Here is a 22,954-nt window from a genome sequence, read left to right on the forward strand (position 1 = left end):
TTAGTCTCAGGTTATTTGCCTGAGACTATTTTTTTGATATCATTAAGTTTGTTAAGCGCTTCGAGTGGCGTGAGGTTATTGACGTCGAGACCAAGAATCTCGTCGCGCACCTGACAAAGCACAGGGTCGTCGAGTTGGAAGAACGACAGTTGCATGCCCTCGCGAGAAGCGGCAATCTCGGCTGTGGGCTTCCCTGCCCCACCCACCTGGGCGTTCTCGCTCTCCAGTTGCTTCAGAATGACGTTGGCACGCTTCACGATAGAGCGTGGCATACCAGCAATCTCGGCCACGTGGATACCAAACGAGTGTTCAGAGCCGCCTCGCTCCAGTTTGCGCAGGAAGATCACCTTGCCATCCACCTCCTTCACAGAGACGTTGTAGTTCTTGATGCGAGAGAAGTTCTTCTCCATCTCGTTGAGCTCGTGGTAGTGTGTGGCAAAGAGCGTACGTGGATGACCCTTCGCATTCTCGTGCAGATACTCCACGATGGCCCAGGCAATCGAGATGCCGTCGTAGGTAGATGTTCCCCTACCCAACTCGTCGAAGAGCACCAGCGAGCGCGAAGAGATGTTATTCAGGATGTTCGAAGCCTCCGTCATCTCGACCATAAACGTGGATTCACCCAGTGAAATATTATCTGAAGCACCCACACGGGTGAATATTTTGTCCACCAGACCGATTCTCGCGGCCTCTGCGGGCACGAAACATCCCATCTGGGCCATCAGTACTATCAAGGCCGTTTGACGCAACAGCGCCGATTTACCAGCCATATTCGGACCCGTGATGATGATAATCTGCTGACGCTCGTTGTCCAGCAGGATATCGTTGGGCACATAATGCTCCTCGATGGGCAGTTCCTTCTCGATGACAGGATGGCGTCCCTGCTTGATGTCGATCACCTCCGTAGTGTCGATCACAGGACGGATATAATGGTTCTCCTCAGCCGCCTTGGCAAACGACAGCAGGCAGTCCAGATGCGCAATGATATTGGCGTTGATCTGAATCTGCGGAATAAACTCCTGCATACCCAGAATCAGGTCGTTGAAGAGCTTCGCCTCGAGCGACAGGATACGGTCTTCGGCACCCAGAATCTTCTCCTCATACTCCTTCAACTCCTGCGTGATATAGCGTTCGGCCTGCGCCAGCGTCTGCTTGCGCACCCATTCTGCAGGCACCTGGTCCTTATACGTGTTGCGCACCTCCAGGTAATAGCCAAACACATTGTTATAGCCAATCTTCAATGACGAAATGCCTGTTTCCTGAGCCTCGCGCTCCTGAATCTTCAGCAGGTAGTCCTTGCCACTATAGGCAATCTGACGCAGTTCGTCGAGCTCGGCATTCACACCATTGCGAATCACCCCACCCTTCTGCACCAGCTGTGGCGGATCGTCCTGAATCTCCTTTTCTATTCTGTCGCGCAGACTCTCGCAGAGGTTCAACTGTTCCCCTACCCTTTTCAGCGCTTCGTTGTCGGCATACAGACAGGCCGTCTTGATGGGCTGAATGGCCTGCAGAGCCGTCTTCAACTGCACCACCTCGCGTGGCGACACACGACCCACAGCCACCTTCGAGATGATACGTTCCAGGTCGCCTATACGATGGATCTGCTCGTCGATACAAGCACGGAAGTCAGGCTCGCGATAATAGTAGTCAACGATGTCCAGACGCTCGTTGATGGGTTTTTCGTCTTTTAAGGGAAAGACCACCCAACGGCGCAGCAAACGGCCACCCATGGGCGATACCGTCTTGTCGATCACGTCCAGCAGACTCTTACCGTCTTCCTGCATGGGATAGACCAGCTCCAGCGAGCGGATGGTGAACTTATCCAGTCGGACGTACTTATCCTCCTCAATGCGCGAGATAGACGTGATATGGCCTATCTGCGTGTGTTGTGTCTGCTCCAGATATTGCAGAATGGCACCAGCGGCAATCACACCACTCTGCAGGTGCTCCACACCAAAGCCCTTCAGGTTTTTTACACGGAAGTGTTTCAGCAGCTTCTGACGTGCCGTCTGGTCCGTATATACCCAGTCGTCCAACTGAAACGTGAAGAACTTCGTGCCAAATTTCAATTCAAAATCCTGCTTGCGACCACGCTCGAAGAGCACCTCCTTTGGCGAGAAGTTGCCCAAAAGCTTTTCCACATAGTCGGCTGTACCCTCGCCTGTGAGGAACTCACCCGTTGAGATGTCGAGGAAAGACACACCCATGGACGACTTGCCAAAGTGCACGCTGGCCAGGAAGTTGTTCTCCTTATAGTTCAGCACGTTGTCAGAGAGGGCCACACCAGGGGTCACCAGCTCTGTGATACCTCGCTTCACCAGTTTCTTCGTCAGCTTGGGGTCTTCCAACTGGTCGCAGATGGCCACGCGCTTGCCAGCACGAATCAGCTTAGGCAGATAGGTGTCAAGCGCATGATGGGGAAAGCCAGCCATCTCGTCGCCCTGGCCCCCTGCCCCATTGTTACGATGGGTCAGCGTGATGCCCAGAATGCGCGAGGCCGTAATGGCATCCTCACAGTAGGTCTCATAGAAGTCGCCACACCTGAACAGCATCACTGCATCAGGATGTTTCGCCTTCAAATCGAAAAACTGTTTCATCATTGGGGTCAGTTCCCCATCTTTCTTTGCCATTACTTCTAATTTTTAAAATTTCGAGCACAAAGATACAAAAAAAACGAGACACTCCAAAGAGAAGCGTCTCGTTTTTATATTTAGGTTCGATTTTTACTTCACAACCTTCTTGCCATTCACAATGAACAGACCCTTGGCAGCGTTGTTCACACGCTGACCCTGCAGGTTGAAGATAGCGTTCTTGGTAGCATCGGTCTTCACGTTGTTGATGCCAGAGCCAACACCATTAACACTAATGAGCTTACCGTTTGTTAATTCAGGAGTAACCACTTCATTCTTCACATATTTCTGAAGCTTACCTTCGATCACAACCTTATCACCATCCTTAAGTAAAGAAATTGTCTCTTCTGTAAAGTTCTTATTCTCGAAAGACTTTGCACGGAAAACAGTCAATTTTGTGGTGCCATTCTTCTCTGCAGCCATATCAAAGTTCACATTGCCATACAGAGTCTGATCGTCTTTACGCTGGAAGTCAGGAGTACCTACAATAAAGCCTTCTACCTGGTAAACCTTCGTTGTGGTCTTACCGTTTCCAAGTGTATCAATAATAGCAAGAGCCTGGTCAACAGTAATCAACTCAGGAACATCAGTACTTGCCTCATTTACAGTCAGTGTGTAAGTAACCTTAGCAGCCTCATACTCGTCATTGCCTGCAAATTCAGCCGTAATATCAGTCTTACCAGCAGTAAGCAGAGTCACAAAACCCTCGGCATTAATAGTGGCTACATCTTCCTTAGAACTAGAGTAAGTAACTGTCAGATTATTTTTATTAGACAACTGGGGGAACTGATTGTCACTAGCGCCCAAAGTCACCGTTCTGGCAGAAGTGCCCCAAGAGAGACCTGCAGGCTTCTTGCCTTGTCCCTGAGACAGCTTGATATTATCCATGCGGGCATTCTTATCACCTGCCATCGTAAATGTAATCTTGATTGTATTGGTACCAGCAGCTACTGTTACAGGATAAACATAGTCGTTACCAGTGTTTGATGCCTCTCCAAGTGTTGCGTTTTCTGCAGTAACAGTCAATGCTTTATTTGACTTAAAACTAAGAGTCATGTCACCGCTTTTGCCATTCATAGCAACAGTAGCAGTAAAGCTGCCTCCATTCTTGGCAAGCAGCAATTCGGGCGCAGTACCACCTGCTAAATTCTCATTATAGAACTTTGTGCCGCTTTTAACCGTACCATCATCCTTCAACACAAATCCTGTGAAGGTATAATTCTCATTAATGGTATTGGGGTTTACAGTAAAGTCTGTAACGGAAGAGAAGTCCTCTGACCAAATAATGTCTTCTGCCCATCCGCAGATACCCATCATCATTACTACGAGTAGAGTAAAAATTTTCTTCATAAGCGTTTTTGTTTTGATTTAAAGATTAAATTGATAATTATCTGTGTGCAAAATTAAAAAAATTATTTGAATATACAAAGTTTTTTAGATTCTTTATACTTAAAAATGGGGTAGGGGTGTTTGAGCATCATATCGGCTATATCGGGCGTACGCGAGAAGATTTTCATCTTTTTCTTTTGCTATCTCGCAGAATAATAGTAATTTTGCAGGTTAAGAAACAATAACAACGACAAAATAAATGGAATACAACTTCAGAGACATTGAGAAAAAGTGGCAGAAGCGATGGGTGGAAAGTGGCATCTATCGCGTAGTAGAGGACGACAAGAAGAAGAAGTTCTATGTGCTGAACATGTTCCCTTATCCATCAGGAGCAGGACTGCACGTAGGTCACCCTCTGGGCTATATCGCCTCGGATATCTACGCTCGCTACAAGCGCTTGCAGGGCTATAACGTGCTGAACCCCATGGGTTACGACTCATACGGACTGCCTGCCGAGCAGTATGCCATCCAGACTGGTCAGCATCCCGCTATCACCACAGAGCAGAATATCAACCGCTATCGCGAGCAGTTGGACAAGATTGGTTTCTCTTTCGACTGGAGTAGGGAAGTGCGCACCTGCGAGCCTGGCTACTATCATTGGACACAGTGGGCCTTCCAGCAGATGTTCAACAGCTACTATAGCACTGCTTCACATAAGGCTCAGCCCACTATCAAACTGATTGAGCACTTCGAACTGATGGGTACTGAGGACTGTCACGCACTTGGTTCTGAGGAGCTGCACTTCACTGCTGCCGAATGGAACGCCTTCTCTGAGAAGAAGAAGCAGGAGGTGCTGATGAACTATCGTATTGCCTACCTGGCCGAGACGATGGTGAACTGGTGTCCTGCGCTGGGCACTGTGCTGGCCAACGACGAGGTGATCAATGGTGTGTCTGAGCGTGGTGGCTATCCTGTGGAGCAGAAGAAGATGCGCCAGTGGTGCTTGCGTACCTCGGCCTATGCACAGCGTCTGCTCGACGGACTGGAGACCATCGACTGGACCGACTCACTCAAAGAAGCTCAGCGCAACTGGATTGGTCGCTCTGAGGGTACTGAGATGGAGTTCCAGGTGGCCGACTCTGAGAAGCACTTTACCATCTTCACCACTCGTGCCGATACCATCTTCGGCGTTACCTTCATGGTGCTGGCTCCTGAGAGCGAGCTCGTGGCTGAGTTGACCACGGCCGACCAGAAGGCTGCCGTTGACGAATATCTGGCTTACGTGAAGAAGCGTACTGAGCGCGAGCGTCAGATGGACCACAGCGTTACTGGTGTGTTCTCTGGTTCTTATGCCGTTAATCCTTTCACAGGCGACAAGATTCCTGTGTGGATCTCTGAATATGTGCTGGCTGGCTACGGCACAGGCGCCATCATGGCTGTTCCTGCTCACGACAGTCGTGACTATGCTTTCGCTAAGCACTTCAATCTGCCCATCATCCCATTGATCGAGGGTGCCGACGTGTCTGAGGAGAGCTTCGATGCGAAGGAGGGTAGGGTGATGAACTCGCCTGCAGCTGGTAAGACCACACTCGATGGTTTCTCTCTCAACGGACTGAGCGTGAAGGAGGCTATTGCTGCCACGAAGAAGTTTGTTACTGAGCACAACCTCGGACGTGTCAAGGTGAACTATCGCCTGCGCGACGCCATCTTCAGTCGTCAGCGCTACTGGGGCGAGCCGTTCCCTGTCTACTACAAGGACGATATGCCTTATATGATTCCCAAGGAGTGTCTGCCTCTGCAGTTGCCTGAGATCAACGAGTATAAGCCCACTGAGACGGGCGAGCCCCCATTGGGACGTGCCAAGATGTGGGCATGGGACACCACAGCCAACAAGGTGGTGAGCAAAGACCTGGTTGACAACAAGACCGTCTTCCCACTGGAGCTCAACACAATGCCTGGCTTCGCTGGTTCTTCAGCCTACTACCTGCGCTATATGGATCCCCAGAACGACAAGGCCCTCGTGGGCAAGGAGGCCAATGAATACTGGCGTAATGTAGACCTCTACGTGGGTGGTTCTGAGCACGCCACTGGTCACCTGATCTACTCTCGTTTCTGGAATAAGTTCCTCTTCGACTCAGGCTATACCTGCGAGGACGAGCCCTTCAAGAAGCTCGTTAACCAAGGCATGATTCAGGGACGTTCAAACTTCGTCTATCGTATTGAGGACGAGGGTGCCGACAAGGGTAAGTTCGTGAGTCTGAACCTGCGTAAGGACTATAAGGAGACAACACCTATCCACGTCGACGTGAACATTGTTTCGGCCGATGTGCTCGATATCGAGGCCTTCAAGGCTTGGCGTCCTGAGTATAACAATGCTGAGTTTATCCTTGAAGACGGCAAGTACATCTGCGGCTGGGCTATCGAGAAGATGTCGAAGTCGATGTTCAATGTGGTGAACCCTGATATGATTGTCGAGAAGTACGGTGCCGACACCCTGCGTCTCTACGAGATGTTCCTCGGCCCTGTGGAGCAGTCGAAGCCCTGGGATACCAATGGTATCGATGGCTGTCACCGCTTCCTCAAGAAGTTCTGGAACCTCTGCAGTTCAGTATGCTGCGATGGCATCGCAACAGACGCAACACCTGAAAACCTGAAGAGTGTTCATAAGCTCATCAAGAAGGTGTCGCAGGACATCGAGCAGTTCTCTTACAACACCTCTATCTCGGCCTTCATGATCTGCGTGAACGAACTGGGTCAGCAGAAGTGCAAGAATAAGGAGATGATCAAGAACCTCGTTATCCTCATCGCTCCCTTCGCTCCCCATATCGCTGAAGAGCTGTGGGAGATGCTGGGCGAGCAGGGTAGTGTATGCGACGCTCAGTGGCCCACATGGGATGAGCAGTACCTCGTTGAGAGCAACGTGAAGATGGGTGTGGCTTTCAACGGCAAGACCCGCTTCGAGATCCAGGTGGCTGCCGATGCCGACAACGCCTCAATCGAAGCAATGGTTCGTGGTGACGAGCGTACAGCTAAGTATGTGGAAGACAAGCAGATAGTAAAGGTTATCATCGTCCCGAAGCGTATGGTGAACATCGTTATCAAATAAATGACAATAGATCACAAACTCATCCTCAAAGAGGTAGAAGACTATTTCTTCATCACCCTCGGCCTGGTGCTCTACACCATCGCCTTCACCGTGTTCCTGATGCCCTACCAGATTGTGGCAGGCGGCGTCACGGGTCTGTCGGCCATCATCTATTATGCCACAGGCTTCCACTTGGAGAACACTTACATCATCATCAACGGCATCCTGCTGTTGGTGGCGCTGAAGATCCTGGGCTTTAAGTTCATGATGAAGACCATCTATGCCATCTTTGCCCTCTATTTCCTGCTGGTGTTTGCTCAGGAGATTATTCCAAAGCAAGATAACGGGTTGCCCATCAAGATTCTGGGCGATGGTCAGGACTTCATGTCGATGATCATTGGCTGCGTTATCACAGGTATTGCGCTGGCCACGGTCTTCCTTCACAATGGCTCAACGGGTGGTACAGATATCATTGCGGCCTCTGTGAACAAGTATCACAACGTGTCGCTGGGCTCTGTGCTCATCAGTGTCGACTTCTGCATCATCGGCTCGTGTATGTTCTTCCCACAGTTTGGCGACTATATTGAGCGAGCCCACAAAGTGATGTTTGGTTTCTGCGTGATGGCGCTGGAGAACTTCGTGCTCGACTATGTGATGAATGCACGGCGCGAGTCGGTTCAGTTTATGATCTTCACTCGCAAATGGCAGGAGATAGCCAACGCCATTGGTACTGAGACCAAGCACGGCGTCACCATCCTCGATGGTCACGGCTGGTACACAGGTCAGGAGGTGAAGGTGCTTTGTATCCTGGCCAGAAAGAACGAGAGCATCAGCATGTTCCGCCTGATCAAGATGATCGACCCCAACGCCTTTGTATCGCAAAGCTCCGTTATTGGTGTCTATGGTGAGGGCTTCGATGAGATGAAAGTGAAAATCAAGAAAGAAAAGGTTAAAAATGAAAATAGTATTCGCCACCAACAACCAGCACAAGTTGCAGGAAATACGCCAGATTCTGGGCGATAGGGTAGAGGTGCTGTCTCTGAAGGATATCGGCTGTGATGTGGATATCCCTGAGACAGGCAAGACCCTCGAGGAGAACGCCCTGCAGAAGGCACGCTACGTGTACGACCATTATCATCTGGACTGCTTTGCCGACGATACTGGTCTCGAGGTGGAGGCACTGAACGGCGCACCAGGCATCTACAGCGCCCGCTATGCCAGTATGGAAAGCGATGCTGCCAGTCACGACAGCGAAGCCAATATGGCACGTCTGCTGCGCGAACTCAACGACCAGGACAACCGCAAGGCGCGCTTTCGCACTGTCATTGCCCTTATTCAAAAGAAGAACGTATGTCCCTGTGGCTGCACCAGTATCACGCAGGAACACCTGTTCGAGGGTATTGTGGAAGGCGAGATTACACGCGAGCGGAGTGGGGCAGAGGGCTTTGGCTACGATCCTATCTTCCGTCCTGAAGGCTTTGAGCATACCTTTGCCGAGATGACTGCCGAACAGAAGAACGGCATCAGTCATCGCGGACGAGCCACAGCGAAACTCGCAGAGTATCTCCTAAAATAAGTATATGTTATGAAGAGACTGGCCCTGATATTATTACTGATTGCACAATTATCAATTATCAATTGTCAATTGTCAATGGCTCAGATAGGCACCTGGCGCGCTTATATGTCGTACTATGAGCCCCAGCAAATTGTCAAGGCTGGCGCCAACACGCTATTCGTACGTGCCTCAAACAGTCTCTACAGCTATCATCTGAACGACCATTCTATCACCACCTACGATAAGGTCAACACGCTCAACGATACCTACGTCAAGCTCATTGCCTGGAACCAGCAGGTGAAGCAGTTAATAGTGATCTATCAGAACGGTAATATCGACCTGCTCAACCTCAAAGGCGACGTCACGAACATCAGTTCGTACTATAGTAAGTCGATGACCAAGGACAAGACCATCAATAACGTCTTTGTCCATCAGCAATACGTCTATCTGTGTACGGGCTTTGGTATCGTGAAAGTGAACGTGCAGCGAGCTGAGATCAGCGAGTCGTATATCCTCGACCAGAACATCGTGGCGGTCAACATCAACGACAATCATATTTATGCCAAGGCCAAGGATGGAAAGGTTTTTGTGGCGGCAATGAGCACTAACCTCATTGATAAGTCGAACTGGCAGCAGACAAACACCTATCCGCCGTTTACAGCCGATACGGCCGACTGGGACAACTATATCGCCACCGTCAAGACGCTGCAGCCTGGCGGCCCCAAGAGCAACACGCACGGCTTCATGCGCTTTGAGAATAACAAGCTCTATAGCTGCGATGGAAGTCTTATGGACGGCAACAGCACCACGCACATCCAGACCTTGAGCGATGGCGAATGGCTGTTTATGGACGACGAGAACGTCAAGCCCGAGACAGGCATCAACTACTTTAACGCCATGTGTTTTGATGACGACCCCAATGATGAAACCCACATGTTTGTAGGCGCACGTACAGGTCTGTTTGAGTTTAGGAACGGAAAGATTGTCAATGCCTATAACAGCACTAACAGTCCGATAGAGGCTTTCGACGGCAAGACCACCGACTACGAGCTTATCACAGGCGTCAAATGCCTGAACGACGGTCGTGTGCTCTTCATGAACAGTCAGGCTCCCACACAGTCGCTCATCGAACGCAGCAAGGATGGTAAGTTCACGTCACACCATATCCCCGTGTTGATGAAACTCAGCGGCAATGGTTATACGAACAAGAGCTTAGGAAACCTCTCTGACCTACAAATTGACAGCAACGGAAACCTATGGTTTGTCAATAACAACTGGTATATTTCCTCACTCTATCGATATAACATAGACACCAAAAAGATACTGTCTTTCACAGAATTCAAGAATCAAGATGGTCTTTCAATAGAAAACATCAACTACGTGTCGTGTACGGTCGAGGATAAAGACGGTAATATCTGGGTAGGCACTCAACAGGGACCGCTCCTGCTGGAGAAAGGTCAGATAACAGCCAGCAACCCTGTCTTTACGCAGGTCAAGGTGCCTCGCAACGATGGAACGAACTATGCCGACTATCTCCTGTCGGGCATTGGCATCACAGCCATCTGTATCGACGGCGGCGGACGCAAGTGGTTTGGCACAGATAATAACGGTGTCTACCTTATCAGCGAGGACAACCTGACGCAGATTCAGCACTTTACCACCGACAACAGTAAACTGCTCTCTAATCACGTCACAAGCATTGCCATCAACAACAATACCGGCGAGGTGTTCTTTGGCACAGGAAACGGACTCTGTTCTTATATCAGCGACGCTACCACACCTGTCGACGAAATGACAAAAGATGATGTCTATGCCTATCCTAACCCCGTGGAAGCGGGCTACACAGGACTTATAACCATTGTAGGACTTTCTTACAATGCCGACGTGAAGATTCTCACCAGCAACGGAAAATTAGTGGCTCAGGGACGCTCTAATGGCGGCACCTTTACATGGAACGGTTGCGACCAGCAAGGTCGACGTGTGGCCAGTGGTGTCTATATGGTGGCCACTGCTACGAGTAATGGCGATAAAGGAGTTGTTTGTAAGATAGCCATCATCAACTAAAACATGAAAAGAATAGGATGGATTGACTTTCTGAGAGGCTTCTCAATGATTCTCATCCTTGTATTCCATACTGAAGTATATTACAAGGGAGAAGAAATTGCTACACCTTATTACGTCTATACCACCAACGCCATCATCCTCTTTTATTTCATCTCTGGCTTTCTTTTATATAAGGATACAGCATTCCAAATCAAAAGAAAACTGCAGGCCATAGGCAGATACCTGTTATTACCATATTTCGTATTTACCTCTCTCCTGGCTGTTCCTAAACTATTAATCAGAAACAGCGAGATAAACTTTTCTGAAATAGCGTCAAACATCATTTTAGGTAATGCGTCGTGGTTCATAGCGGCCCTCATCATAGCAGAGGTGTTGTTCTCCCTGTTGTTATGGATAAGTCGTGGAAAAGAACGATGGTTATCAACAGTAGCGCTGCTCTGCTTTATAAGCTATTATCTATTACCATTTAATCAACACAGTTATTGGCAATGGCAAGACGCTCTGTTGGCGTTCGATTTCCTTTATTTAGGCTATTTCTACAACAAACACAAGGCCGTTTTCAACACTATCAACAAGCCATATATATCATTATTACTTTTATCTATTCTTATTCTGATAAAAGTATATGAGTATCAGGTGGATCTTCCCATGAGGAACATAGCCATTGAAAGTGCGCCATTATTCCTGGCAGATGCCATCACGTGGCTATTGTTGATCGTATCACTTATTCCCTTTATTCCGAATAATAAGCTCATTGAATGGACTGGCCGTCATAGCATCACATACTACTTCCTTTGTGGCGGATGTCCATTGATAGTGGCGATGACGATGAACAGAATTGGCTTCGCCTACGAGGGTTATTTCTATCGCTTTATCCTGGCTTTTATCCTCGTATATATCCTCGCCAGCCTGTTAACATGGCTCATCAACAGATACGTGCCGCTTTAGTAACTATTGCAAGAGAAATCCTGTAAAACACAGAAATAAGTTAGTGATACTTTAAAATACTTCTTTCAAAAGGCCAGCTTTTTCGAGGATAGGAATCACGTGATTAGCCAATAGACGCATCTCTGTATCTTTCACAGAGTAAAAATCGCTAGTCAATTCGTAGTGGTTGGCGCCAGCTATCATTTGTTCCATTAGATTATCATCTACCAAACGTATATTAACGCGTCCCTTACTATTAGCACCTGATGAGATGATATAACACACCTGATTCTTTATTTGCTGATTAGCTGCTGCCATAGCACCGACAGCACCAAACAATATGGCCATCGAGGAATTATTAAAGGCATCATCACCAATCCACTTATTAACAAATAGTAGGCTGTGCTGACCTATACGTACTGCTCTGGTATATCCATTACCAAAACGTCCATGATGATAACGTAGGTTACGACAATTCACATACAACGTATCACCCTGCGACACGATAAATATATCCTTTTTCAATATATTGTCGAAGGCTTTATCGCCAGTGGTTAAAGTGAAATCATTACCTCCCCACCATAATTGCTGATTTTTACTATGACTGTCTATATAAAGCGTATCTAATTCCTGCCATCTGTTTTCAAGGAAATCTTCGTATGTATTACAATAACGGTACTGTGCGCTGCATAAAACAGCAATAAAGCTTAGGAAGGTTGAAAATAATAGTTTTTTCATTGTTTAATGATTGTATTTAGTTAATGAATTTTCTGATTGCAAAGATAATTAAATTTTAAAAAACATCATAACTTTCAAAAAAAAATTGTAGGTTCATCATAGTAATTTATTAAAAAAAATTACTATATAAGTAACATTTTTGATTTTTGCATACTATATTAGTAGAAATATATTAATTTTGCTGAAGAATTAAAAATCTTATGAAAGAAGATAAAATTATAATCTATCAGACGGAGGACGGACAGACGCAGATCGATGTCCGCTTGGAGAATGAGACGGTGTGGTTGACTCAGGCTCAAATGGCTGATTTGTTTCAGACCGACCGAACCTCTATAGTACGCCACATTAACAACATCTATAAAGTAGAAGAATTAGAGAGAGAATCAACATGTGCAAAAATTGCACAAGTTCAGATTGAAGGAAAAAGAACTGTAAAACGAAATATTCCATACTTCAATTTAGACATGATTATCTCTGTGGGATATCGTGTGAACTCTAAACGAGGTGTAAAGTTTCGCCAATGGGCAAATAGGGTTTTAAAAGACTATCTTGTGAAAGGCTACGCCGTCAATCAGCGTATACATAGTGAACAGATAGGCGAACTGCGCCAATTGGTTCAGATGTTAGGACGCACTATAAAGACTCAGCACTCTTTGGAAACGAGAAGGATGATTCGTTTAAGAGTAGTATAGGTCAGATTTATCAGACGTTTGGTGGTGAGGAACTCTATCCCAGTGTTGAGGAGAAGGATGTCATGGTAAAAGTTGTAGTTAATCTCATCAATCAGAAGAACGAATAACTACTTGCAAAAGCATGTGCATGATAAATTAATTTTCTAATCATTGCAACATAAATAAAAAACTGGAGTTGAGTACTATTAACTCAACTCCAGCATTTTTTCTATAGGTTTCACAGCTTCTTTGGCAATCTTTGGATCAACCTCTATCTGAGGCCATTCATACTTCAAAGTGTTATAGATCTTAAGAAGTGTGTTCATCTTCATATACTGACATTCGTTGCACGAACACTCAAGGCCGCTCTCGCTGATTTCTGGCGGCACAGGGATGAATTCCTTGTCAGGACAAGTACGTTGCATCTCGTGAAGAATTCCGGCCTCTGTGGCCACGATAAAACGCTTCTCTGAGGAATTCTGCGCATAGGTCAGCATTGTGGCCGTAGAGCCCTTTATATCAGCTACAGCGAGTACTGGTCCCTTACACTCTAAATGTGCCATCACTACAGCATCGGGATATTGCTTCTTTAACGCCATAATCTTATTCACTGAGAAACGCTCGTGCACATGACAGCCGCCATTCCACAGCAACATCTGTCGCCCTGTCACCTCATTGATATAATTACCCAGGTTATAGTCGGGACCAAAGATAAACTTACCATCCTTTGGCAACTGGTCAACCACCTTCTTTGCATTACCACTGGTCACCACCACATCGGTCAATGCCTTCACTGCAGCTGTTGTGTTCACATAAGAGATCACCTGATAGCCAGGATGCTCGTCCTTGAACTTCTTCAAATCCTCAGCCTTACAACTGTCAGCCAATGAACAACCAGCATTCAAATCGGGACAGAGAACAACCTTATCTGGCGAGAGCAACTTACAGGTCTCAGCCATAAAGTGCACACCACACATCACCATTATCTTCGCATCCGTCTCGGCAGCTTTGCGAGCCAAAGCCAACGAGTCGCCAACAAAGTCGGCCACATCCTGAATGTCTCCAGTAGTATAGTAGTGCGCCAAGATGATGGCGCCTTTCTCTTCACACAGTCGACGTATTTCTTTCTTCAAGTCAACACCTGCTTCTGCTGGTTCATTGATAAATCCCTGTTCTGTCCACTCGGTTTTCAACATTGCATTATTATCTTTTTATTTTTCTTTCTTTTTTAAAAAATAGAAAATGAGTAATATGATATGGCGTGGATAAGTGCAAAACTTACACGTCTATTTCTTGCTCATTTAGTTATTCTATTGTAATATCTACTTATTCACACCTACTGTTAATCCTTTCTTATTGAAAATGAGACAAGTGTGATAGTTTTCCACAATTTGCAATTTCGGTGCAAAATTACTAAGTTTATATCTTTTTTCAGCAAAAAAACGTGGAAAACTTCAAAAAAAGCCGTGGATAAAGGTGTGCATATCCACATCCCGACAGGGGGTGTGCATAGCCTATATAGTTATTATATAGTTATTAACAGGTTTATCCACATAGTTATCCACAAAAAAGTTGAGAGATGAAAGATGAAAAATGAAAAATATGATTACCTTTGTATTCGATATGAGAAAACTGCGTACGATAGAAATGAAACGACTCTCGGTAGAGGAGTATCATGAAGCCGAGAAAACACCACTGATAGTGATATTAGATGATGTGCGATCCATGCACAACGTGGGTAGTGTGTTTCGCACGGCTGATGCCTTCCGCCTGGAGGCCGTATACCTGTGTGGCATCACTGGCTGTCCACCTCATAATGAAATTCACAAGACAGCCCTTGGAGCCGAGGAAAGTGTGGAATGGCGCCATTTCGATACAGCCTTAGAGGCTGTTGAGGAACTGAAGAGTAGGGGAGTGGAGGTATATAGTGTAGAGCAGGCAGAGCACTCCACAAAGCTTCCTGGATTCCGACCAGAACCAGGTAAGACCTATGCCATTGTCATGGGTAACGAGGTGAAGGGTGTTCACCAAGAGGTTATCGACGCTTCACACGGCTGTCTGGAGATTCCGCAATTTGGCACCAAGCACTCTATGAACGTGTCGGTTACGGCAGGCATTGTTATCTATCACTTCATGCTAAACAGTATCTTTAAGCAGGCTGAATAGCATTCATAGGAATGACAAACAATATGTTTATAATGAAAAAGTGACGCCTTTTTTGACGTCACTTTTTTATTTATTGAATCCTTTTTTTTATTCTTCTGGCGAGAAGTCACTCTTGCTCACACCGCAAACAGGACAAGTCCAATCATCGGGAAGATCCTCGAAAGCTGTTCCTGGAGCGATACCACTGTCTGGGTCACCTGCTGCTGGGTCATATACATAACCGCATACATTACATACATACTTTTTCATAACACGTTGTTTTAGGGGTTAATAATTATAGATAAAATAACTCTAGAAGTTAATGATATTGGTAATCTTCTCGACTATCATTTCTGGTTTGATGCCCGTCATACAACGGTAGTCACCATGAATACAGGGCTTCTGACCATAGATACTGCATGGACGGCAGTCCATCTCAATTTGCACGGCATTCTTTTCATTCTGATTCCAGCCCATAAAGCCAGCCATAGGATGAGTGGCACCCCACACAGAGACAACGGGCGTGCCTGTGAGTGAAGCCATATGCATATTGGCTGAGTCCATCGAGAGCATCACGTCCAGATGACTCATCAGTATCAGTTCCTGTTCTATGCCCTCTAAATGCCAGCTTACACACGTGCATTGTGGCATTTCCTGTGCCCATTTGGGAAATATCTCCTCTTCTTCCTTTCCGCGTCCAAAGAGGAAGATACGCGCCTTGGGATTTTTCTCCGTCAACAGGCGCACCACCTCGTGCATCTGTTCCTTCGGATAAATCTTTCCTTTATGAGCAGCAAAAGGTGCTATACCTATCCACTTCTCGTTCTCCCCCTTCATGCCAATCTGCTCAGGCAGGCAGTGCAGGTTACCACCTTCGGCAGGGAAGATAGACTTAAACTCGTTCTTCTCGATAGGGAATCCCAGTTTGGCAAACACCTCTACATAGTTGTCAAACGATGTAGGCAACTGCTGGCGAACCTTGTTCTCTTTGCTCACCAACTGTCGGCGCATCTTGCGATGTTTGTCGATATGCTGCACCTTGAAATGGCCCATGTTAAAGCGCATTCTCAAGTATTTCGAACGCAACACCGAGTGCAGGTCGGCCACATGCGTAAACTGCTTGGCTGTCAGTCGTCTGTAGAGTGAGTTCAAACCCTTAATGCCGTGATACTCCACCTTCAGGTCGGCCTCCATGAAGTTCACGTTAGGTGCTAGGTTCTCAAAGAACGGACGGGCAAAGGCACGACTCAGCACCGTGATTCTCACCTCGGGATATTGATGGGCCACAGCCCAGACAATGGGCACCGTCATAGCGACGTCGCCCATAGCCGAGAATCTGATAACCAGAATATGCTGACGCTTCACCCTCTTTTTCTCTTTTACTTTTTTACCTTTTACTTTTTATAAAGTACAGGATTCGTGCTGGGATCATTGTACATCTTCATCTGACGATATACCTTCATCACCTTGCTACCTGACTTATAATCCTCCAACAGCTGGTCGATGGCAGTCGACAGGTCAACGCGCTGTTCCAGCAGCACCTCCAGCTTAGCCTGGCAACGAGCCTTGTGCTCCTCAGAGGCATCCTGACGCTCAGCCTGCTCCTTCATGTGCCAAATCTTCAGCTCCAGAATCGACAGACGGTCAACGGCCCATGCAGGACTCTCAGTATTCAGGCGCGCATCAGCCTTAGGCTCTACGTCGCTGAACAGCTGACGGAAGTAAGTATCAATCTCCTCAACCAAGTCCGTACGATCTTGGTTCGAGTGGTCAATGCGACGCTTCAACTGCAGCGCTTCTGCCAAGTCGATATGTGGGTCGCGAATCAAGTCCTCAAAGTGCCATTGTACGGTGTCAATCCAGCATTTCAGATAGAGCTTGTATTCAATACTGTCTCTCTCATATGGATTATTGACAGGAGTATCAACATTATCTGTCAGATGATAGTCACGAATAGCCTGTTGGAAAATCTTGTTTGCTTGTTCTGTAAAAGTCATATATTTACTTGAATCTTTGTTTTTTCAAACTGCAAATTTACGCAGACTTTCTGAGATATCCAACGTTTTTACTTAAAATTATTGATTTTTTGCACTCTTCGCCTTATATTCTCTTTAGTCTTATCACCCTGCTGGCAAACTGACGACCCAATGTGGCGTCGATACCTGTCTCCATGAGGAATTTGCCACTAAAGGTTTTTCCTTCAAAATAACGACTGCGCTCTGTACCTTCGAATTCGTTCAGACGATAGGTGGCGTTGGGGTCCAATCCGGCCATATGCCAACGAGGAGTCTCCAGGCCGATATAGTTCTCAAACTTATAGCAGAAGAACACGGCCTCACTCTTATCTTCTGTGACAAACATCTCGCTGCAGAAGCCATGATTGTCGTAGGGAGAGAGCAGGCGATACTGGTCGCCCAACTGGATGATAGGACGAATCTCCTTATAGAAAGCCACAGCCTTCTTGGCATAGGCGCGCTCCTGGTCGTTCAAGTCGCTGGGCTTCATCTCCATACCCAGTCGGCCCGTCATAGCCACATCGAAACGGAACTTCAAGGGAATGACGCGACCTGTCTGATGGTTGGGCGAAGCACTTACATGCTGAGCCATAGCCAGGGTGGGGAAGAAATGGCTGGTTCCCCATTGTATAAAGAGGCGCTGCTGGGCATCGGTATCGTCAGAGACCCAGAACTCATCGAAGTAGGGCAGGGCACCCCAGTTCACGCGTCCGCCACCACTTGAACAGAGTTGGATAACGAGGTCGGGATGGGCCTTGCGGATACGCTCCAAGGCATTGCGCAGTCCTAAGTGATAATCCACGAAGAGATGACTCTGCTTGTCGGCTGTGAGGTAACTGCTGCCATAGTTCTGCATCGACATATTGCAGTCCCATTTGATATAATGCAGCGTGGGGTTCTCCTTCACCAGGTTATCCACGATACCCACCACGAAATCCTGCACCTTGGGATTCGAGAGGTCAAGCACCAGCTGGGTGCCACCACGACCCATAGATAACTCGCGTGTGGGATGAGCCACCACCCAGTCGGGATGAGCCTCGAAGAGTTCACTCTTGCTGTTGGTCATCTCTGGCTCAATCCAGATGCCAAACTTCAATCCACGGTCTTCGGCAGCCTTCAGCAAGGCAGGCACACCGTTGGGCAGTTTCTGGGTGTCGGTCATCCAGTCGCCCAGGGCCTGAGAGTCATTGGTGCGACGATACTTGCGGCCAAACCAACCATCATCGACAACGAAGAGTTCGCCACCTAGTTCCTTGATGCCGTCCATCATCTGCTCGCACACCTTCTGGTTGACATCCATATAAACACCTTCCCATGAGTTCAGCAGAATCTCGCGAAGTGCCTTGCCATTGTGCAACTGTCCGTTGCGGCCCCAGCGATGGAAAGCGCGACTCACGCCGCCCTTGCCTTCTTCGCTATAGACCATAGCCAGTTTTGGGGTCTCAAACGTCGCATTGGGCTTTAATGTATAGGCTGTGTGCAGGTCGTCGATACCTGCCAACAGGGTGTGGCGATATTTTCCGCGTGTCTCGATGCGCAGTTTATAGTTGCCTGTCCAACACAGGGCAGCACCAATCACGCGTCCGCTGTTCTCCTGAGGTTTACCATCGAGAGATATCATCACCTCAGCACGGTCGTCCATTGCTGTGCGCACTCCATCGTGGTTGACAATCACCTTCAGACCTGCTGTCAGGGGTTCTTCAGTCATACCGGCCTCCTGTCCCCAGGCACCGTGGAAATGAGTCAGCCAGGCTCCCTCCTGTCTGAGGGTCATCACACCACTGGCATATTGCTCCAGTTTGATGGCCTTTTTCTCGCCATTGCGAATCACCGTCCAGGTCTCAATCACATCGCTCTGGTTGTTGGCTTTATAATAGAGGTCCACGAAGAAGTCGTATTTCTTATCCTTCAGGGTGATGATGGTCAGGTCGCCCTCCTGTCGGCTACCCGTCACCACTAGTTCTGTAGACATGTTGCCATCGAAATGGGTCACACTCAATGCTGTCTCGTCAAAACTGTTGCGACCAAAGGCAGGATAGGCGTCGTAGTTGATGCTCATGGCATCATATACCTCGTGGGCCTGGTCGGCCTTGATGCGCGAGCCGTAGTAGTGAATACGTGGTGTCTGACCTTCGTTTGCGGCCAGCATCAATGTGGTCTTTGGGGTGTTTACAAACACGTCCTTGGCACTCATGGTCTGAGTCAGTGTCAAGGCCAAAACAGAGAGTAGTAATTGTTTCATAAAAGTTTTGTTTTTGTTATTTGCCCGCAAAGGTAGGAAACAATTTACGATAATAACGGTTTAATTCAGTTAAATGATATTAAATGGTATGATGGTTGACAAAAAGAAAAACCCCTCACTCATCTCCTTAGGGTAGAGAATTGAGTGAGGGATTATTATTAATTTGGATTAAATTGAAATTATTCAATAGTAATCTTCGTCAAGTCGAATCCATGTCCTACTACCTGCAAATTACCATTATTAAGCAGTTCCATAGACTTCTTGGTCAACTTAAACTCAACCTTAGTATCTTCGAACGTAATGTCCACATCACCACGGTTAGGATCTGTACCACCATTCACGATGTCAGCCCAACCTACTGCAGCACAACCCTTGGCATACTCGGTATCGGTGCGCTTGACATAAAGACGGAGAATAGAACCAGGACCTGCTGACTGCTTTAACAGAGTGGTGATTGTTCCATCGTCTTCCCAAATGGTACCCCAGTCTACAGCATGATTACCTGACCACAATTCCTCTTCACTGGGCTGAATGAGAGTAATCTTCAGGAGGTCGAAACCATGACCTACAACCTGGAAGTTGTTCTGATCCAACAACTCCATAGACTTGGCAGTAAGTTTGAAGTCAATATACTTGTCTTCAAATGTAATGTCTACATCACCACGGTTAGGATCTGTGCCACCATTCACGATGTCAGCCCAGTTAACTGCAGCGCAACCTTTGGCATATTCACTATCAGTACGCTTCACATAGAGACGAAGGATGGCACGAGGCTTTGCAATTTCCTTCAGCTTAGCTGCCAATTCGTTCTTCTCAAAGATAGTACTCCAGTCTACTGAATGAGTGCCTTCCCACAGTACTTCCTCTGCAATAAGTGATACCTTGATAGATGCTGTTTCAACGAGATTGCCGTTCTGGAGGAATTTGATGGCGGCACCACTATTCGTAGTGGCTTTTACATCATATACACCCTCTTCAAGAGCTGGCAACTTAATAACAATCTGATCATTTGTAATACTCTCAATAGAGCATTCCTGACCATTGACCGTTACTGACTTCGCGTCATTGAGTTTACGACCAGGCATTGTTACCAAACCTTCTGACTGTCCCATGAAATCACCCTTTGTAATAAGGGCATCACTAAAGACGGTTACCAAACCACCACCAAAGGACTGACCCACTTCATCAAGAAGTGATAAGCGGTACTGGCCATCAGGCATGTCGGCAGGCATCGTAAACTGAATGCTAGTGTTGCTGACTGTTGTAACGTCAATGAGACGGTCGTTGATTCTGACCTTCTTGATATTCGTTAAATTAGAGCCATTCATGGTCACGGCATCTCCAGGAGCCTGAATACGTGCTTGCGCGTCGTCGTCAACTATTGGGTCACCATCAATAGGCTTAACGGTGAGACGCATGGTGCGCGAGGTCTCCTTACCCTTCGTCGTGGTAGCCACAATCTTCAGAGTATAGTCACCAGCCTCAAAAACCTGGTCAATGTTATTACCAGTAAACACCACCTTACCATCGGCCTGCCATGTCACCGTTGTCATGTCGGCAGGTGTCACCAGAACCTCAAACTTCAGTGGCTCATTGCGGTTGATGTTGAAGCCGGCCTCTGGGAAGTCAGTATTCAGGATGCGTGGCGCATCGTTTTCGCTGACCGTGAAGAATGCATCCTCATCGTTCGAGCAGCTTGTCAGGGCTAAGCCCGCCAAACAAGCGAAAAATATATTCTTGAGTTTCATTGTTGTTGTTCTTTTCGTTGTTACGACTAATGTTCTTTACTTCACGTTGATGTCAAAGGCATCCCACCACATACGATGGTGCCAGTCGTCCTTACCGCCCATGCGGTCTAGTGCCTCCTGATAGTTCTCACCGTTGTACTTCTTCTCGAGGATAGGATAGCACAGACGCACAGGTGTGGTCAGGTTATCATCATCGTAGGTGAAGTCGCTGAGGAACTTATCCAGCTTTGAGCGGTCGGTCAGCACAGGATAGTCGGAACGACGCAGGTTAGCCCATCCCTCGGCAGGGTTCATCATATGCAGGATCCAAGCCTGCAGGTTGATAGACTCGCGCGCCTTGTCAGCATTCTTCAGCGGGTCGCCAGCCATGATGTTGGCGATATAAGCGTCGATGTCGGCCTGCTGCATGATAGCCTCGTCGGTCAGGTAGTGCTTGTTCAGCAACTGCATGGCCTCCTTGATGCCAGTCTTGAAGTGGTCAACGGCAGTGCCATTCACCTTCCAGTCCTTCGTATAAGCCTCGGCCAGCAGGAAGTTCACCTCAGCCGATGTCATCAGGATACCTGGACGGTCGGGCTGACAGAAGTCGATAGACAGTGCAGGACGCATCATGCGAGCAGGGAAGTTGTTTTTCTCGTAGCCCACCTCAGGGAACATCTTTACTAATTTAGCCAGAGTGGGGATGTCGTCAAGGTTGTCTGGACCGTTGATCCAATTGTTCCACCAGGCAGCACCCGGCTTACAGGGAGCCTCGGCCATATCCTTCTTCTTCAGATAAGCCAGCACCTCGTTGGTCAGGTCCACATTACCCTCCTTGTCAGGCTTAATCTCACTGCGCTTCACGTTATTGTAGTGACGGCAGATGCTGTACAGGCGAGGGTCGTTATTATCATTCATATAGTCGAACAGCGTAGAGCATACAAACGTTGGTGAGGTAGGATCCTGACCATAGAGCATCTCGCCCAGTGCATTCACGCGGTAGTCCTGGTCGCGCGAACCGTCATAGAGTGTGAACGGACTGTTCGTATACTTGATGAAAGCATCATCGTCGGCCGAAGTGATGTAGTTAGCTTCATCGGCTGCCACAGCCTCGAACTCAGCCTTTGCCTTTTCAGGCTCCACATCGCTGATACGCATGGCAAAGCGCAGGCGCAGCGAGTTGGCATACTTCTTCCATTTGTCAGTATCGCCACCATAGTTCGTCACGTCGCCCGTCACGTTGTCGTTGCCCGTACCCAGCTGGTCGGCACAAGCCTTCAACTCAGTGAAGAAGAAGTCGTAGATATCCTTCTGCTTGTCGTACTTAGGCGTGGGCGTACCCTCTTCCAAACTCGTGTTGATCGACAGGCAAGGCACATCACCATAAGTATCGGTGATCACCGACATCAGATACACACGATGGATGCGCAGTACAGCGTTCAGGTTAGGTCTGTCCTCACTGTGGGCAATGGCATCGCGCAGGTTCTTGATAGCCACCGAGTAGTACTGGTCCCAGATCAGTCGTGTCTGGTCGTCGAAGGCATGCACGCTGCCGCCATAGTTCGACACGTTCCAGCCACCAGCGAAATGCTGTGTGAAGCCCGTGATATAACTGCGATATGTATCCATCAGTCCAAAGTCACCATAGGTCTGCAGTAGAGAAGTAGTGAGCTGTGCGTTAGGATCCACGGTCAGGGTCTTCGTATCGTCCTCGTTCAGACCCTCCATATAACTGTCGCTGCAGGCGGTCAGTCCAACGGCAATGCCGCAGCACAAAGAACAGGCAGCGATGGTATTCTTGAAAATATTAGTAATCATAATCG

At 47.7% G+C, this 22,954-nt stretch carries 16 protein-coding genes and 1 pseudogene; 7 read left to right on the top strand and 10 right to left on the bottom strand.

What is annotated here, in order from left to right:
• Positions 1-11: 11 nt before the first annotated feature.
• Together mutS and M1D30_RS13515 are read right to left on the bottom strand one after the other, a co-directional pair.
• On the bottom strand, positions 12-2,633 hold the full coding sequence (gene mutS / locus M1D30_RS13510) for a DNA mismatch repair protein MutS (RefSeq protein WP_248504854.1): 2,622 nt from the start codon (positions 2,631-2,633) through the stop codon (positions 12-14).
• A 93-nt stretch (positions 2,634-2,726) separates the two neighbouring features.
• Positions 2,727-3,983 carry an Ig-like domain-containing protein gene (locus tag M1D30_RS13515; protein ID WP_248504856.1) on the bottom strand — a complete coding sequence of 419 codons (1,257 nt, stop codon included), beginning with the start codon at positions 3,981-3,983 and terminating at the stop codon, positions 2,727-2,729.
• 238 nt (positions 3,984-4,221) lie between these two features.
• On the opposite strand from M1D30_RS13515, the gene leuS reads away from it, so the two are divergent.
• The 5 genes from leuS to M1D30_RS13540 are packed head-to-tail and all read left to right on the top strand — an operon-like array spanning position 4,222 to position 11,614.
• On the top strand, positions 4,222-7,068 hold the full coding sequence (gene leuS / locus M1D30_RS13520) for a leucine--tRNA ligase (RefSeq protein WP_248504858.1): 2,847 nt from the start codon (positions 4,222-4,224) through the stop codon (positions 7,066-7,068).
• Entirely contained in the window at positions 7,069-8,070 is a 1,002-nt protein-coding gene (locus M1D30_RS13525; protein WP_248504860.1) for a YitT family protein, read from the top strand.
• Positions 8,003-8,623 carry a non-canonical purine NTP diphosphatase gene (locus M1D30_RS13530; RefSeq protein WP_248504862.1) on the top strand — a complete coding sequence of 207 codons (621 nt, stop codon included), beginning with the start codon at positions 8,003-8,005 and terminating at the stop codon, positions 8,621-8,623. The genes M1D30_RS13525 and M1D30_RS13530 overlap by 68 nt, the downstream gene beginning before the upstream one ends.
• A 9-nt stretch (positions 8,624-8,632) precedes the next feature.
• Positions 8,633-10,666: a two-component regulator propeller domain-containing protein gene (locus M1D30_RS13535; RefSeq protein ID WP_248504864.1), complete on the top strand. Its 2,034-nt coding sequence runs from the start codon at positions 8,633-8,635 to the stop codon at positions 10,664-10,666.
• A gap of 3 nt (positions 10,667-10,669) precedes the next feature.
• Positions 10,670-11,614 carry an acyltransferase family protein gene (locus M1D30_RS13540; protein WP_248504866.1) on the top strand — a complete coding sequence of 315 codons (945 nt, stop codon included), beginning with the start codon at positions 10,670-10,672 and terminating at the stop codon, positions 11,612-11,614.
• Between the two features lie 51 nt (positions 11,615-11,665).
• Here M1D30_RS13540 and M1D30_RS13545 read toward each other — a convergent pair whose 3' ends face one another.
• Positions 11,666-12,331: a DUF6563 family protein gene (locus M1D30_RS13545; protein ID WP_248504867.1), complete on the bottom strand. Its 666-nt coding sequence runs from the start codon at positions 12,329-12,331 to the stop codon at positions 11,666-11,668.
• Positions 12,332-12,531: 200 nt separating this feature from the next.
• Between M1D30_RS13545 and M1D30_RS13550 the strand changes: the two are divergent.
• A pseudogene (locus M1D30_RS13550) lies at positions 12,532-13,103 on the top strand (virulence RhuM family protein); the annotation flags it as partial.
• 105 nt (positions 13,104-13,208) lie between these two features.
• Here the strand turns inward: M1D30_RS13550 and nadA are convergent.
• Positions 13,209-14,198 (bottom strand): quinolinate synthase NadA, encoded by a 990-nt coding sequence (gene nadA / locus M1D30_RS13555; RefSeq protein ID WP_248504870.1) that lies wholly within the window; start codon positions 14,196-14,198, stop codon positions 13,209-13,211.
• A 427-nt stretch (positions 14,199-14,625) separates the two neighbouring features.
• Between nadA and M1D30_RS13560 the strand changes: the two genes are divergently transcribed.
• A complete protein-coding gene (locus tag M1D30_RS13560) occupies positions 14,626-15,168 on the top strand; it encodes an RNA methyltransferase (RefSeq protein ID WP_248507874.1) in 543 nt (180 codons plus the stop codon).
• Positions 15,169-15,255: 87 nt separating this feature from the next.
• On the opposite strand, the gene rd is transcribed toward M1D30_RS13560, so the two are convergent.
• From rd to M1D30_RS13590, 6 genes are all read right to left on the bottom strand, one after another.
• The gene (gene rd, locus M1D30_RS13565) at positions 15,256-15,417 is read right to left on the bottom strand and encodes a rubredoxin (protein WP_248504872.1); all 162 of its coding nucleotides are present in this window, start codon (positions 15,415-15,417) and stop codon (positions 15,256-15,258) included.
• Between the two features lie 42 nt (positions 15,418-15,459).
• Complete coding sequence (locus M1D30_RS13570) at positions 15,460-16,512, bottom strand: glycosyltransferase family 9 protein (RefSeq protein ID WP_248504874.1); 1,053 nt, start codon at positions 16,510-16,512, stop codon at positions 15,460-15,462.
• Between the two features lie 29 nt (positions 16,513-16,541).
• Positions 16,542-17,144 (bottom strand): DUF4254 domain-containing protein, encoded by a 603-nt coding sequence (locus M1D30_RS13575; protein WP_248504877.1) that lies wholly within the window; start codon positions 17,142-17,144, stop codon positions 16,542-16,544.
• Between the two features lie 103 nt (positions 17,145-17,247).
• Entirely contained in the window at positions 17,248-19,404 is a 2,157-nt protein-coding gene (locus M1D30_RS13580; RefSeq protein WP_248504879.1) for an alpha-galactosidase, read from the bottom strand.
• 179 nt (positions 19,405-19,583) lie between these two features.
• Positions 19,584-21,152 (bottom strand): IPT/TIG domain-containing protein, encoded by a 1,569-nt coding sequence (locus M1D30_RS13585; protein WP_248504886.1) that lies wholly within the window; start codon positions 21,150-21,152, stop codon positions 19,584-19,586.
• A gap of 36 nt (positions 21,153-21,188) precedes the next feature.
• On the bottom strand, positions 21,189-22,949 hold the full coding sequence (locus M1D30_RS13590) for a SusD/RagB family nutrient-binding outer membrane lipoprotein (RefSeq protein WP_248504888.1): 1,761 nt from the start codon (positions 22,947-22,949) through the stop codon (positions 21,189-21,191).
• Positions 22,950-22,954: the final 5 nt, after the last annotated feature.

Source organism: Prevotella sp. E15-22, assembly GCF_023204875.1.
GTDB lineage: Bacteria > Bacteroidota > Bacteroidia > Bacteroidales > Bacteroidaceae > Prevotella.

Bases quoted from the DNA above. Each gene is read 5' to 3' on its own strand.
- M1D30_RS13540 (WP_248504866.1), top strand. From the start codon at position 10,670: ATGAAAAGAATAGGATGGATTGACTTTCTGAGAGGCTTCTCAATGATT.
- nadA (WP_248504870.1), bottom strand. From the start codon at position 14,198: ATGTTGAAAACCGAGTGGACAGAACAGGGATTTATCAATGAACCAGCA.
- rd (WP_248504872.1), bottom strand. From the start codon at position 15,417: ATGAAAAAGTATGTATGTAATGTATGCGGTTATGTATATGACCCAGCA.
- M1D30_RS13585 (WP_248504886.1), bottom strand. From the start codon at position 21,152: ATGAAACTCAAGAATATATTTTTCGCTTGTTTGGCGGGCTTAGCCCTG.
- M1D30_RS13525 (WP_248504860.1), top strand. From the start codon at position 7,069: ATGACAATAGATCACAAACTCATCCTCAAAGAGGTAGAAGACTATTTC.
- M1D30_RS13530 (WP_248504862.1), top strand. From the start codon at position 8,003: ATGAAAATAGTATTCGCCACCAACAACCAGCACAAGTTGCAGGAAATA.
- leuS (WP_248504858.1), top strand. From the start codon at position 4,222: ATGGAATACAACTTCAGAGACATTGAGAAAAAGTGGCAGAAGCGATGG.
- mutS (WP_248504854.1), bottom strand. From the start codon at position 2,633: ATGGCAAAGAAAGATGGGGAACTGACCCCAATGATGAAACAGTTTTTC.
- M1D30_RS13515 (WP_248504856.1), bottom strand. From the start codon at position 3,983: ATGAAGAAAATTTTTACTCTACTCGTAGTAATGATGATGGGTATCTGC.
- M1D30_RS13580 (WP_248504879.1), bottom strand. From the start codon at position 19,404: ATGAAACAATTACTACTCTCTGTTTTGGCCTTGACACTGACTCAGACC.
- M1D30_RS13575 (WP_248504877.1), bottom strand. From the start codon at position 17,144: ATGACTTTTACAGAACAAGCAAACAAGATTTTCCAACAGGCTATTCGT.
- M1D30_RS13535 (WP_248504864.1), top strand. From the start codon at position 8,633: ATGAAGAGACTGGCCCTGATATTATTACTGATTGCACAATTATCAATT.
- M1D30_RS13560 (WP_248507874.1), top strand. From the start codon at position 14,626: ATGAGAAAACTGCGTACGATAGAAATGAAACGACTCTCGGTAGAGGAG.
- M1D30_RS13545 (WP_248504867.1), bottom strand. From the start codon at position 12,331: ATGAAAAAACTATTATTTTCAACCTTCCTAAGCTTTATTGCTGTTTTA.
- M1D30_RS13590 (WP_248504888.1), bottom strand. From the start codon at position 22,949: ATGATTACTAATATTTTCAAGAATACCATCGCTGCCTGTTCTTTGTGC.